The following is a 13486-nucleotide window of genomic DNA, read 5'->3' as shown; positions in this document are numbered from 1 at the left end:
GCCACTCTTACCTAAAATACGCACACTCTTAGCGAGGGGCTATAGCTCAGTTGGTAGAGCACTTGCATGGCATGCAAGGGGTCAACGGTTCGACTCCGTTTAGCTCCACCATACTATTTATAGCAAAGCTCAGTACTACTGAATTTTATAATAAATACTCGCTAGTAGGACGATATCAGCACCTAGGCAATGCTTGCTCTATTATTAATAGATAAGCTATCTGATATTGTGAAGTACCGTTGTAACCATTGGTTATAACACTCTATGCGTCCCCATCGTCTAGAGGCCTAGGACACCGCCCTTTCACGGCGGTAACGGGGGTTCGAATCCCCCTGGGGACGCCACTATTCGGCGTCACTTATTAGCACTTTTGCTTAGCACCTTTTAAGCATAAGATTAGACTAATAAGCGTACCACTAAAAATCCCAGTCATAATTTATTATGACTGGGATTTTTTTATGTCTGTCTTTTATCCAATAGCTTTAACTGCCTCTCTAAAAACCTCTCATTTTATATATTCGTTTTTCCGAAAGTAATAAATTTCAACTTTACAATCAATAAGTTAACCGTATTAACGACAAATCCACACAAGTTTACGCTCAACTGATTTGGTGACACAGATTAACATCTCTATACACAATGTTAGTGTTTTTCTACCTAACTGTATTATGAATATAACTACCTTTTTAATATGATTGCGTTGTACTTATCAGAGGATATTTATAAACCTCTGTATAAGAATTAATGACAGCAATATGCAAACTAGCATTTAAATAACATGTGATAAGGAATTGTTATGTTACCTACCTATACGCCCCAACGTCGCCCATCATGGCGCGGTGTGCTAGCAGGTCTCGTGATGGGACTGATTGTTGTTATGGCAATGATTGCCATCGCCTTAGTTTTAAGCTCATTTATCCCTTTTGATCTAAAAGGCACCAGTATCGCAGCTGGTATCTATGCTGCTATCACTGCATTAGTCAGTGCCTATGTAGCAGGTTTTTTTGCGATTAAATACTCAGCCCCTGAAGCCTTATTCGGCGACGGTACAGATGTCGATCCAAAAGACGCTACTCTAACGGGTATGCTTACTGCCGCTTTAATTGTATTACTAACCACGTTTTTCACTCTTAGTAGTGCCACTGGCATCCTAGCCTCAGCTGGTAATGCAGTTGGTAGTACGGTTAGTACAGTAGCAAAAACAGCAGGCGGTGTAGCAGCAGCTGGCACATCAGCAGCAAGTACGGCAGCGATTGCAGCACCAGAAGGTACAGTCCAACAAGTTCAACAAAAAGCGCAAGAAGTTTATCAAACGGTATCTGGAAACATTAGTAAAGAAGATATCAGTGCTCTGGTCGCCAAGAATACTCAAAACTTAAACGATCAGCAAATCCAAGCAACAACCAATGTATTGGATGAGTTGGTAAACGAAACTAAAACTGAAGTGGCTGATATGGACTTCACGAGTATCGATACATGGCGTCATATTGATGAGTATGCTAAACAACGTATGGCATCTATCGAACAAACGCTACAAGGCCCTGAACTTATCAATCGCTTACAGCAAGAAGGTTTGACTGAAGCGCAGGCTACTGAAGTACGTTCAGAAGTAGTACAGTCATTCAACGAGTATAAAATGAAAACTGAGCAATACATCGCACAGGCGCAACAAACGGTAGATCAAAACTTACAACAAGCTGAAGACGTTGCTCGTAAAGCAGCATTGTATAGTGGTCTATTTTGGTTAATCAGTACTATTTTAACTTTCCTTGCAAGTATCGTTGGTGCCAAAAGTGCAGCATCGAATCATCGTTTAACTAAGCCTATCGTAACTTGGGGTGACAACGTTAAATAAGATGTTAAGCCGAATAAGTGAGTTATGAGATATTTATTACTGACGGATATTCTTAATATATCTTACTAATAGATATGAGTTATAGGATATAAATTATAAACAGAAAGCCCAGCCACAATATACTGTGACTGGGCTTTTTTCCTTACAAGCATAATTGCTTTAATCATTTTAACCACGTATCATATTTTTCGAAAAATATCCAAAAGCAGTTTGACTATTAATTTCGCTTAATTATTTTTAATAAATCTATAACCAACTTTCAAATAAGAGTTTTTTTCAAAAGGTTTAGCCAAACAGTACTTATAGTCAGTCCAATATGAAAAAGATACAGCGGGACTGGGGTGAATTTTTTGTAGCCTCTGTCGGCGTAGGCACAGTAAGCCAGAAAAATTTATACCAGTTTTGCGTTATTAAATAACGTATCCATTTTATTTAGTATCGACTATATAATTGGTCAATACTATTCAATGGGATTATTTACCCTTTATTATTTTAAGAGAAAAATTCTAACCAATTTAAATTAAAGCTAGCTCCATAAAATACTTACTTAAAAGGATTTAAGACGATGGCTATCGTTCGTAAGCACGGTGAAGAACAGCCTTATTGGCCTGCCGGTCCCTTCAAAATACGCCTACCCTTTGTACATTACCGTTGGGAAATCCCTGAGATGATTCAGGGTTTGTTCATGTTCGTGGTCAGCCTTGGCATGATTCCCTTGTTAGAGCAATATCTGGGCATGCCATATGATGCGGCACTGGCATTTTGTGTGGTCGCAGGGCTAATGTATCTATTGCCATCATTGCTTGGTGTGCCATTGGTACCGGGCTGGATTACGCCTGCTATCCCGGTCGTCCTTTTATATCTGCAAGCTTTTGAGCCTGGACCTCAAGCTGTACAAGCGATGTTTGTACTCCAGTTAGAGGTGTTTTTAATCTTCATTGTGTTAGGTCTTACCGGATTTGGTAATCGCTTAGTAAGCTTTATTCCTAACTCCTTAAAAGCCGGTATCATCATTGGTGCAGGTATCGCCGCCTTGATGGGTGAGATCAAAGTAGGTGGCCGTGTTGAAGCTACACCAGTCTCACTAATCATTGGCGCGATTATCTCCGCTTACGTGCTGTTTTCAGTTTCTTTTAAAGATAAGATTCAGAGCAATCGCTATGCAAAAATGCTAGCTAACCTGGGTATGATCTCAGGTATGTTGGTTGCTATGGTCGTTGGTTGGGCTATCGGTGAATATCCTCTGCCCGATATTGAATGGGGCATTACCCAGCCGAACTTTGGCCTGATGACCGACTATCTTATATTTAACGTCGGTATGCCTGATATTAGTGTCTTCTTATTGGCCTTCCCTACCGCAATGATTGCTTATGTCATCGCCTTTGGTGATATCTTGGTGGGTAAAGCGCTGAGCGAGCGTGTGGACAGTATCCGCCCTGACGAAAAAATCGAGACCAATATTACTCGTATCCACGTGGTCACAGGTATCCGTAATGGTGTACATGCTCTATTTGCACCATGGCCAGGACTTGCTGGACCTATCTGGACTGCTGCTCATGCTACGCTTGCGGAGCGCTATGCGCTAGGTCGGAAGGCGATGGACTCCATCTATAGTGGCGGCGGTACATTCTGGTGGACAGGACTGGTGGCGATATTTATGCTGCCATTGGTCACGCTGTTTAAGCCTGTATTACCCATCGCGTTATCATTGACGCTATTATTGACCGCTTATATTTGTATCATGGTCGGTATTGAACAGCTCAAAAACTCCGCTGAGCGCGGTGTTGCTGGTATCGTAGCGGTGACTTTGGCCATGCCTGCAGCGCAATCAACGATTTACGCAATTGTGATCGGTATCGTACTCTATATCTTGATCGAAAGACCGAGTGCCAGACAGCGCAAAGAGATGAAAGCAGATTCTCTTTCAGATAGTAACGTTGACTCTGTTGATAAAGACTATTAATAAAACGCTTTGATTAAGCGGGGATCAGCAGAGCATTTTGTTCTGCTGATACTCGCTTTTTTTATGATATTTAAAAGGCAGGTTGGCGATGTTTGGTATTGAGAACTATCTCGGGTTTATCTTAGCGGCTATCTTACTGAACCTTACTCCAGGCACGGATAGCATGTACATCATCACGCGTAGTGTCTCACAAGGAAGACAGGCTGGCTTTTATTCTGTGTTGGGTATTACTTCTGGTATTTTAGTGCATACTTTGTTTGCAGCGCTAGGATTGTCATTATTATTGGCTCAATCCCCAATCGCATTTACGATAGTCAAATATGTAGGTGCAATCTACCTGTGCTATCTAGGCTTTAAGATGATAACCAGTAAACCTGAAGCTTCAGTAGCAAACGAATTAAACGAAGATAAAACACTCGCAAACTCCAAATCTCTAGATTATGGGCAAATATATAAACAAGGCATATTAACCAATGTTTTCAATCCAAAAGTGGCCTTGTTCTTCTTAGCGTTCTTTCCCCATTTCGTCGACTCTAATTACGCTCATGGCATGTTGTCATTTTTAATTTTAGGACTTACTTTTGCTGTAACCGGTCTAATATGGTGCACGTGTCTGGCATTATTGGCTTCACAGTTTAGTAAAAGCCTGAGAGAAAACCCAACAACTGAATCCATTTTGAATAAAATAAGTGGCGTGGTGTTTATTGGTTTGGGTATTAAGCTTTTGACTGATAAGGGTTGAGTAAAAGAATTTAAGTCATTAAATTGGGTGACGCTTTGCTAACTCACCCTACAGACCATGCGTCTTATTTTAAAAATAACAGCCCTAAAAAATTATCAAAAAAAAGCCCAATCATAACGATTGGGCTTTTTCTGATACTAACTCTAATCAACCATTACGCAGCGTCTTTGCTGTCAGTAGCGAGCTGGCGTAGGACATAGTGCAATACACCGCCATGACGCACGTATTCGCGCTCTTTTGGCGTCTGCAGACCGACATTCACTTCAAACACTTCTTCTGAACCATCGGCACGAGTAGCAGTGACTTTGGCGGTTTTGCTCTCGCCATTGTCAAGCCCTGTGATACTAATGACTTCTGAACCATCAAGGTTGTAAGTGTTAGCATTCTCACCATCTTTAAAGGTCAATGGCAACACGCCCATACCCACTAAGTTTGAACGGTGAATACGCTCGAACGAAGTCGTCAGTACCGCTTTTACGCCAAGCAAAATCGTACCTTTAGCTGCCCAGTCACGGCTAGAGCCAGAACCATACTCTGCACCGCCAAGTACTACTAGCGGACGCTTATCTTCTTTATACTTCATGGCTGCATCATAGATAGCCATTTCTTTGCCGTCTTGTAGCGTAGCTTTGTCGTCTTTGAAGTAATAAGTATAACCACCCTCTTTACCATCCATCATTGAGTTTTTGATACGGATGTTGGCAAAGGTACCACGAGTCATGACCGCGTCATTACCACGGCGCGAGCCATAGCTGTTAAAGTCAGCTTCCATTACACCGCGCTCTTGCAAGTACTTACCTGCTGGTGAGTCGGCATCGATGTTACCGGCTGGTGAGATATGGTCAGTAGTGATTGAATCACCGAATAAACCTAGGATACGCGCACCTTCGATATCTAGGATACCTTCTGGCTCCATGGTCATATCATCAAAGAACGGTGGGTTCTTAATGTAAGTAGATTCTTCACTCCATGGATACAGCTGGCTATCTGCTGAGCTAATAGCATTCCATGCTGCACTACCGTCAAATACTTCACCGTAGTTTTTGCGGAACATTTCAGCATCGATATTATTGGCAATCAGCTCGTTGATCTCTTCCGAGGTCGGCCAGATATCTTTTAAGAAGACATCATTACCCTCTAGGTCTTGACCTAGTGGATGCGTGGTCAAGTCAATATCGACCGTACCTGCTAGTGCATAAGCAACAACCAGTGGCGGTGAAGCCAAGTAGCTCGCTTTCACATGTGAGTGGATACGACCCTCAAAGTTACGGTTACCTGATAGTACGGCTGCGGCTACCAAATCACTTTCTTCGATAGCCTCTTCAATCGCATCTAACAGTGGACCTGAGTTACCGATACAAGTAGTACAACCATAACCGACCAGATAGAAACCTACTTTCTCAAGTTCATCCATTAGCTGAGACTTTTCAAGATAATCGGTCACAACTTTTGAGCCTGGTGCAAGAGAAGTTTTAACCCATGGTTTAGCGGTCAGCCCTTTAGCCGCTGCTTTTTTAGCGACTAAGCCTGCGCCAATCATAACGGCAGGGTTTGAAGTGTTGGTACAAGAGGTAATGGCCGCAATCACGACAGAACCATCACGTAACTTATACTCTTTATCTTCGATTCTGATAGTACAAGAGGTGCTACCATCCGCGCAGAACGGATTCGGTTTGGCTGCTAACTTTTTAGCCTGCTCTTGCTTACCGCCTTCTTCGTCAAAACGCACCTTGGCTTCGACATCGACTTTACGACCCTTAGTCATCTCTTTTAAGGTCTCGCCAAATTTTTCGTGCATATCAGATAGATTGATACGCTGCTGCGGTAAGTTAGGACCAGCTAGTGCAGGTTGGACAGTACTGAGATCTAACTGCAAGTTGCTTGAATAAGTCGCCGCTTTAGTATCGGCATCATGCCACATGCCTTGCGCCTTGGCGTATTTTTCAACCAATTCAATTTGTGCTTCGTCACGACCTGATAGACGTAAATAATCAATCGCCATTTGGTCAATTGGGAAAATACCACAAGTCGCACCATATTCTGGAGACATATTGGCAATAGTTGCTCGGTCAGCAAGTGGCATTTGGTGTAAGCCTTCACCGTAGAATTCAACGAACTTGCCAACTACTCCATGCTTACGCAACATCTCAACCACACGTAATACTAAGTCAGTTGCCGTAACGCCTTCAGTGAGTTTGCCCGTCAGCTCAAAACCAACGACTTGTGGAATCAGCATCGATGATGGTTGACCAAGCATCGCCGCTTCCGCTTCAATACCGCCAACACCCCAACCAAGGACACCAATACCATTAATCATGGTGGTGTGACTGTCAGTACCAAATACCGTATCAGGATAAGCCGTCAGTTCACCGTCGACATCAGCAGCCATCACGACACGCGCTAGATACTCTAAGTTAACCTGATGCACGATACCCGTTGCTGGTGGTACAACAACGAAGTTTTCAAAAGCATTACGTCCCCAATGCAAGAACTCATAACGCTCATTGTTACGCTTAAATTCAATTTTTTCGTTCAAATCAAGCGAGTCTTCGCGACCATACACATCGACTTGCACCGAGTGGTCAACGACGAGCTCACTAGGAATGAACGGATTGATTTGCTCAGCTTTACCGCCAAGCTTGACCACCGCATCACGCATCGCTGCTAAATCGACGACCGATGGTACACCAGTGAAATCCTGCAGCACCACACGCGCTGGCATAAAGGCGATTTCTTTTGAGGCCTCTGCTGCTGCATCCCAGTTGGCAACCGCTTCGATATGGTTTTTGCCGACAGACTGCCCGCCATCTTCGTTACGTAATAGGTTTTCTAGTACTACCTTCATACAAAATGGTAGCTTGCTAATATTTTCATAAGTTTTGGTCAGCTCTGGCAAGCTGTAGTAGGCGTGCTCCTTGCCATCGACCGAAATGGTGTCTTTTACATTAAAGATATCACTCATGGTAGCTTCCTTATCGTTGTTATAGATCCTGAGCATAAACTATTATAAATTTATGCTTATGACTGGTGGCTAGATAGTTTATTTATTGTTTTATCAAAAATTATAATTTTATGAAACAGTCTGAATGAGCTAAAGATATAAGCATATCTTTAGGGTTAACAATAGCTTCCTTTTACCATAACAAATATACGACGCTTTGTTAACCGCCTAGACGTTATCAAATCGTGGCACAATCGTAACCGCAACAGTAGCTTAGCGGTTTATTGGCAAGGTATGCCATCGTATTTCAATTTTTACGGCGACGACCGCTACGAAACACGAAAGAATCCTCGTAAAAGCTAGAATCTGTATTCTCTGGCCAAAAGTGTGGTACGCCCAAAATAGGCAAGGGTGCAAGTTGACGTGGTGTAACCCCATCTTGTGATAATAAGTTATCCATATGTTCGGCAACTTTATTATCCAAATATTGCATACGCTCAGATAATGATAAGGCAAAGAAATCTGGCGTTACATTTATCACGATACTATGGGCACATAAAGGTTTGCGTGGTTGTATTAACTGCTCGAGCAAGGCATGACCAAAAATATAGACCGCCGCCTGAGAATGACTATTAATTTGTTTTGGGTCATCCCACTTCGAACGCGTACTTACCAGACTGCCCAGCCAATCAAAATCAATGAGCGCCTTGCCAATACTAAGGTCAGACGTGACTAACACTGCGCCATTTTCATCAAATACCGTAATGGTATCGCGGATGCGCCCTCGACTAGCGCTAATACCTTGCTGCTCGATTTCAAGCATATGATAATAATTGAGCAAGGCTTTAGTCTTTGGAAAAGTTAGCCAAATACTGCCGTTAAATAAATCATGCAAGTTGTCACGCGTCGGAATACTGCCAGTCGTGGCGATAAAACTCTCGTAAGCCTCGCCCTCCGGTAATGCATTTTGCGAGACAAATTTTAGAGTTTGGGCCTCATTGTTATGCGCAGGTTTGGTTTGCGGCAGTGGCTGTTGTAAGCCATCAGCCTGTTTCTGCAACGCTGTATTTAACACTTTTGCGATAGTATCAGGCGTATTTTCGATTGTATTTTTATTGAAGAATTCAGTTTCAGAAGCTTTAGCATCAGAGTGCTCAACACTCAAATTACTTAGCTGAGTGATAGTTTTACTGATGTAGTTCAACTGGTTCAAATGACATAGCCATGGTGCTTGCCAGTTGATTTCTGCAAAGCTGTCATCGAGCCTGCTGTCGCATACAGACGGATTATTGATGGACGCATCAAGAGTTGCATCAACAGGCGCATCAGAAGAAGAAGCGGAATAAGGTTTGACAGGTAAATCAGTGGCGGTCATGTTCACTATCTCTATTAGACGATTGGCATGTCTATGGTATCATGGAGCGCTTTTTTACGGCTAGACGAGCCGCTCGAAATGAACGTTTCGCGCGCTATTTATTGATGAGTTTTTATGGCAAATTTTAACACCCACTTAAATGTTGCATTCATGGTCAGTGGTACGCTCAGTTTGACAGTTTACAAAGCGGGACTGATTGATGACTCAGGGTTTTTGATGTGCGTGGCGCTTGGCACCATTGGTGGGCTGCTACCTGATTTGGATTCTGATAACTCGACACCGATTAAGCTTGGGTTCAATATCACCTCCTTTATCTTTGCCTTTGGACTGGTGATGCATTGGCGCAGTGAGCTGAGTTTGCTGGCGTTGATAGCATTATGGCTAGCGGGCTATGGTTTTATGCGCTACGTGGTGTTCTATATTTTTACTAATATGACTGTACATCGCGGTGTCATCCACTCCGTGCCTTATATGGCGATACTGGGGCTTGGAATGACCTATGTCAGCTACGATATTTTAAACTTACCGTTAACGGTTAGCTGGTTTTACGGCTTGTTTTTATTCGGCGGTGCGATGGTACATTTGGCTTTGGATGAGTTATATAGCGTTAATTTATCAAATATGAAAATGAAGCGCTCATCGGGCACGGCGATGAAATTTTATCAGCATAAAGATAAATGGTGGTATCTGCTACTGTACGTCATCCTTGCGCTCTTGGTATATTTTGCACCACCGTTTGATGCATTTTGGCAGCAGCTACGTGACCCAGCACCTTGGGCACAGCTAAAAGTTGGCATCTTGCCAGAAATGCTAGAAAACTGGCTGAATTAAAATTCATAGAACCGCTAAAAATGTAAATAACAACTTGAGTAAATAATGTCAATTTCCGCACAGACCTGCCCTTGCCAAATTAATCCGTCATCAGATGACATCAGCACGCCCCTACCTTATAAGGATTGCTGTCAGCCTTATTACGATGGCATATGTAATAAAGAAGCTAATGAAGAAAATGATAATGCAGACGGTATAAAAGCGGACACGGCTGAGCGATTAATGCGCACGCGTTATAGTGCCTTTGTATTGGTCAAGCCAGAATATATCGTCAAGACCACGCTACCCGCGCAGCAAAACTTGTTAGATATCAAGGCGATTGAGTCTTGGGCAAAAGAGACAGATTGGGCAGGTTTAGAAATCGTAGCACACACGCCAAAACTCGGTAAACGCCATGCACAGGTTGAATTTAAGGCTTACTTCCATACAACAAATAATGCGGCTGATAGTGTAGAAGAAATGATACAAGCGCATCACGAACTGTCTGCCTTTGTAAAGGTAAAAGACAAAGCAAATAATGATGCACGCTGGTACTTTTTAGATCCTACGGTCGCAATGACTGTCAGCCAAAAGCAGCCATGCATTTGTGGTTCAGGTGAGAAGTTTAAACGGTGTTGTGGAGTTTATTTGGGTTAGTTTCTCTCTCAATTTTTGGTGTTTCTCTCTCAAATTACTAGTTCACTTATAATCATTCATTTTATAAAAGCTATATACATCAACGCTTTGAAAAAATTATCGCTCTTTCTCTCTCTCATTTAGGCTTTTTCTCTCTCAAACCTCTCTCAATTAAAATGCTTCCCTCATTTCATAACCCACTTAGAGTACCGACCCACTCCAACATTTTCTATCTTTTCTGTTTTTCTAAGCTTAGTTAATAAATGACCTATTTTAGTGATTTTCTGTTTTTCATCGAGAACTTCACTAAGTGTTGGTATTAGCAAACTGTCGATATCAGGCCTTGTAGCACATTCGTATTTGTCTATATAGTCCAAAATAAGTTGCATATAGAAAGTATCATCTTGAATTCTATTACGTATGTATTTAGCTTTTTTATTAGTGGCTTCTGCCACTGATGATGATACATAGTAATTGGGTCTTCGTCCTTCTATAAGGTTCTTCCGTTGTAACTCCCTAGCCATACTCTTAGAAATATTCTGACCTTTTTGAACTCTATCTAAAGCTATAATTTCCATTATTGATAAATCTGTATTTTTAATTAATAACTTGCTATATGCAGGATCTACAACATCACCGTATATAATTAACTTAACAGCCTGAGGCATTGTCAAATCGTAATCAGGTAACGGTAGATAGCGCTTCGCCTGTTTCTCGTACATTTCATGGATTCCATAACCCATTGTGTCAATCATATTCAGTTGAACCATAGCTTGCGCAAGCTTATAATTACGATACTTTTTTGGTCTTCTCTCTTCTGTTACATAATCTACAGGTTTACCTTCGAAAAAGCTTCCTTCACTTTCAAAGATTAAACGATCTATTTTTTCAGACACGATAATTCTAGAGTTTTTAGTATAGTCCTGATGGGCTATACAGTTATGCAAAGCTTCTAAAACGACACGTTGATTATATTTATCGATTTCAACAGGAATGAGCTCATCATCAGGTAAAATTCGTATTTGGAAGTTACGTATCTTCTGGTATAGCTGTGTTGATGTTAATAAAAAAGGTGGATAGAAGTGTTCGTAAGCTCTTTCTTCCGCTTCTAAGCTCCATACCATAGCCGCAGGGTGCGGTGAAAGAAATCTAGCTGACTCTGGTTTTCCAAGAAGTAAAAGTGTAGATCTAGTAATTTTGCCATTTTCAGTTAATCTAGCTTTGTTTAGAAAATCTAAATCGTCTAGCTCAAGCACTGTTTCATTTTCAAGCCTTTGACCCATTTTTCTAGCAAAACCTTGCTTTGCTTTATTTAATGCATCGGGATCTAGGTCATTTATAGTCGCTTCTGATACTATTTGTGCTGACCAATCTATCCATTTTTCTTGTTGATTAATCTCATTTAACTTATCCAATCCTAGTGCTACTAAGCTTTCACCAGCTCTAGCGTAGTAATGCCCGTTGTAAGATATTGGCGAACCTTTAGGTGCTGCTGGAATTTGAAACATAACAACACCCCCTTTAGGATGCTGCAATTCAAAAATATTTCTAAATGTGATTGTTGGTTGCGTATCTTGAGAAATCTGCTGACTCACTGCTTGGATACGTTCAGAACTCTTAGCTTTGTAGTCTGTGCCAATGACTTGTCGGGTCTTATCATCAATACCAAATACTAGCCAGCCAAAACTTTGCCCTCGCAAATTGGCTTCGTTAGATATAGCTGAGAAATACTTCCCGATATCAGATAAAGAGAACTCTTTTTTACCGCGCTTAAATTCGACAACTTCATTTTCCCAACATTCAATAAGAGTATCGAGTAACTCTAAAAGCTCATCATAGTTCATATCAACCCCTAAACACTCGCCCCAACCGACCGTGCAATCGCAATCCCTTCATCAATCGTCAAAAACTTACGCTGACTTGGGCTGTCTTTATAAATGACGTCACCATCTTGGAATATCAGACATTCATTGACCGCTAACTGTTGCCATTTTTCATTTTCAGTCAATGGCACAGTCACTAGAATCGTCACTTTGTCAGTGTCTGTGGTCACATCACCAAAATTAATCGCCAAATCATCATCTGCCAATTTTGCCTCACCAAACGGTGCTTTACGCGTAAGATAAAACAATAAGCTGCCGGCATAAGCCATTTGCCATCGACCGTTTGATATAAGGCAATTAAACAGACCGTTAGCAGATAAATAACGACATTGGGTGGTCAAAAAGTTAAACAGCGTTTGGTCATCAGGGCGGGTTTTAAAGCTGCTTTTAAGACGATTGACCAAATAACAAAATGCCATTTCAGAATCGGTTGAGCCGACTGGCTGGCAATGTGAAGCATTACCATTATCTTGCAGACGCTGACAGCGTTTAATAAACTCGCTATTCATCTGTCCGTTATGAGCAAATACCCACTGTTCACCCCAGACTTCACGGACGAATGGATGCGTATTCGCTAGGCAATTCTGTCCTTGGGTAGCTTTACGAATATGAGCGATGACGTTCATGGCTTTGATTGGATAATTATTAACCAAGTCTGCAACTGGCGATAAGTGGCTTGGGCGATTGTCATGGAACAAGCGCAGTCCGGTTGAAGCATTGGCCGCACCATCACCATTAAAGTTGTCGTTATTAAAACAGTCACTACGCTCAAAGAATGCAATACCAAAGCCATCCTCATGACTGTCTGTCATGCCGCCGCGACGACGAAACCCTGCAAAGCTAAAACCGATATCGGTTGGAGTATTACAGTTCATTCCTAAAAGCTGACACATTTATAAGTTACCGCCGTTATCAGTTTGATTGTCTAAGCTATCTGGATTGTCTTGACTATTTTGAGTGCCTTGAGAGTCTTGATCAACCTGAGTATCTGATATGATACCAAGGTCTGTGTCGCTCATATTGTCTAGCAGCACTTCACCACTAGTATCTGTATCAATATTACTTAAGATATCCTGTGCTTGCGCCAAATCCTCATCTTGCACCCAAAGAACGATACCAGAGTTCATACCCGGGATAGCGCTTAGCGGCTGCAAGGACACGGTAATGCCGTTATTACGTAGCAGGTTGGCGTGCAGCTCACCTTGCATATTGGTATCGTAGCGCGCTAGTTTGTGCCAGTTGTCGACTTGATTGGTCATGAGATCACCTTTGAGGTTTTGG

General features: G+C 41.9%; 10 protein-coding genes and 2 tRNA genes. 7 read left to right on the top strand and 5 right to left on the bottom strand.

What is annotated here, in order from left to right; genetic code table 11:
• Window positions 1–35 precede the first annotated feature (35 nt).
• The 5 genes from AAEY87_RS11635 (at window position 36) to AAEY87_RS11615 (ending at window position 4560) form a co-directional block, all read left to right on the top strand.
• Window positions 36–111 (top strand) — tRNA-Ala (locus AAEY87_RS11635).
• Window positions 112–268: 157 nt separating this feature from the next.
• Window positions 269–344: transfer RNA gene (locus AAEY87_RS11630), tRNA-Glu, on the top strand.
• A gap of 452 nt (window positions 345–796) precedes the next feature.
• Complete coding sequence (locus AAEY87_RS11625; protein ID WP_068038489.1) at window positions 797–1855, top strand: hypothetical protein; 1059 nt, start codon at window positions 797–799, stop codon at window positions 1853–1855.
• Window positions 1856–2420: 565 nt separating this feature from the next.
• On the top strand, window positions 2421–3818 hold the full coding sequence (locus AAEY87_RS11620; RefSeq protein ID WP_350657305.1) for a solute carrier family 23 protein: 1398 nt from the start codon (window positions 2421–2423) through the stop codon (window positions 3816–3818).
• An 88-nt stretch (window positions 3819–3906) separates the two neighbouring features.
• Window positions 3907–4560 (top strand): LysE family translocator, encoded by a 654-nt coding sequence (locus AAEY87_RS11615; RefSeq protein WP_350657304.1) that lies wholly within the window; start codon window positions 3907–3909, stop codon window positions 4558–4560.
• A 154-nt stretch (window positions 4561–4714) separates the two neighbouring features.
• Here AAEY87_RS11615 and acnA read toward each other — a convergent pair whose 3' ends face one another.
• Entirely contained in the window at window positions 4715–7522 is a 2808-nt protein-coding gene (acnA, locus tag AAEY87_RS11610; RefSeq protein ID WP_350657303.1) for an aconitate hydratase AcnA, read from the bottom strand.
• 286 nt (window positions 7523–7808) lie between these two features.
• Window positions 7809–8876 (bottom strand): DUF3025 domain-containing protein, encoded by a 1068-nt coding sequence (locus tag AAEY87_RS11605; protein WP_350657302.1) that lies wholly within the window; start codon window positions 8874–8876, stop codon window positions 7809–7811.
• A 114-nt stretch (window positions 8877–8990) separates the two neighbouring features.
• Between AAEY87_RS11605 and AAEY87_RS11600 the strand changes: the two genes are divergently transcribed.
• Entirely contained in the window at window positions 8991–9707 is a 717-nt protein-coding gene (locus AAEY87_RS11600; protein WP_350657301.1) for a metal-dependent hydrolase, read from the top strand.
• A gap of 51 nt (window positions 9708–9758) precedes the next feature.
• A complete protein-coding gene (locus AAEY87_RS11595; RefSeq protein ID WP_502945474.1) occupies window positions 9759–10343 on the top strand; it encodes a YchJ family protein in 585 nt (194 codons plus the stop codon).
• A gap of 164 nt (window positions 10344–10507) precedes the next feature.
• On the opposite strand, the gene AAEY87_RS11590 is transcribed toward AAEY87_RS11595, so the two are convergent.
• Genes AAEY87_RS11590 through AAEY87_RS11580 form a run of 3 tightly spaced genes read right to left on the bottom strand, consistent with a single transcriptional unit; the run spans window position 10508 to window position 13464 of the window.
• Window positions 10508–12166 carry an RNA-binding domain-containing protein gene (locus AAEY87_RS11590; RefSeq protein WP_350657299.1) on the bottom strand — a complete coding sequence of 553 codons (1659 nt, stop codon included), beginning with the start codon at window positions 12164–12166 and terminating at the stop codon, window positions 10508–10510.
• A gap of 8 nt (window positions 12167–12174) precedes the next feature.
• Window positions 12175–13098 carry a class II glutamine amidotransferase gene (locus AAEY87_RS11585; RefSeq protein WP_350657298.1) on the bottom strand — a complete coding sequence of 308 codons (924 nt, stop codon included), beginning with the start codon at window positions 13096–13098 and terminating at the stop codon, window positions 12175–12177.
• Window positions 13099–13464 (bottom strand): hypothetical protein, encoded by a 366-nt coding sequence (locus tag AAEY87_RS11580; RefSeq protein WP_228138873.1) that lies wholly within the window; start codon window positions 13462–13464, stop codon window positions 13099–13101.
• Window positions 13465–13486: the final 22 nt, after the last annotated feature.

It is taken from the genome of Psychrobacter sp. S1-30-MNA-CIBAN-0213 (assembly GCF_040309845.1).
Taxonomy (GTDB): domain Bacteria; phylum Pseudomonadota; class Gammaproteobacteria; order Pseudomonadales; family Moraxellaceae; genus Psychrobacter.
This window is presented reverse-complemented; position numbering and strand designations above follow the sequence as displayed.

Bases quoted from the DNA above. Each gene is read 5' to 3' on its own strand.
- AAEY87_RS11625 (WP_068038489.1), top strand. From the start codon at position 797: ATGTTACCTACCTATACGCCCCAACGTCGCCCATCATGGCGCGGTGTG.
- AAEY87_RS11620 (WP_350657305.1), top strand. From the start codon at position 2,421: ATGGCTATCGTTCGTAAGCACGGTGAAGAACAGCCTTATTGGCCTGCC.
- AAEY87_RS11615 (WP_350657304.1), top strand. From the start codon at position 3,907: ATGTTTGGTATTGAGAACTATCTCGGGTTTATCTTAGCGGCTATCTTA.
- acnA (WP_350657303.1), bottom strand. From the start codon at position 7,522: ATGAGTGATATCTTTAATGTAAAAGACACCATTTCGGTCGATGGCAAG.
- AAEY87_RS11605 (WP_350657302.1), bottom strand. From the start codon at position 8,876: ATGACCGCCACTGATTTACCTGTCAAACCTTATTCCGCTTCTTCTTCT.
- AAEY87_RS11600 (WP_350657301.1), top strand. From the start codon at position 8,991: ATGGCAAATTTTAACACCCACTTAAATGTTGCATTCATGGTCAGTGGT.
- AAEY87_RS11590 (WP_350657299.1), bottom strand. From the start codon at position 12,166: ATGAACTATGATGAGCTTTTAGAGTTACTCGATACTCTTATTGAATGT.
- AAEY87_RS11585 (WP_350657298.1), bottom strand. From the start codon at position 13,098: ATGTGTCAGCTTTTAGGAATGAACTGTAATACTCCAACCGATATCGGT.
- AAEY87_RS11580 (WP_228138873.1), bottom strand. From the start codon at position 13,464: ATGACCAATCAAGTCGACAACTGGCACAAACTAGCGCGCTACGATACC.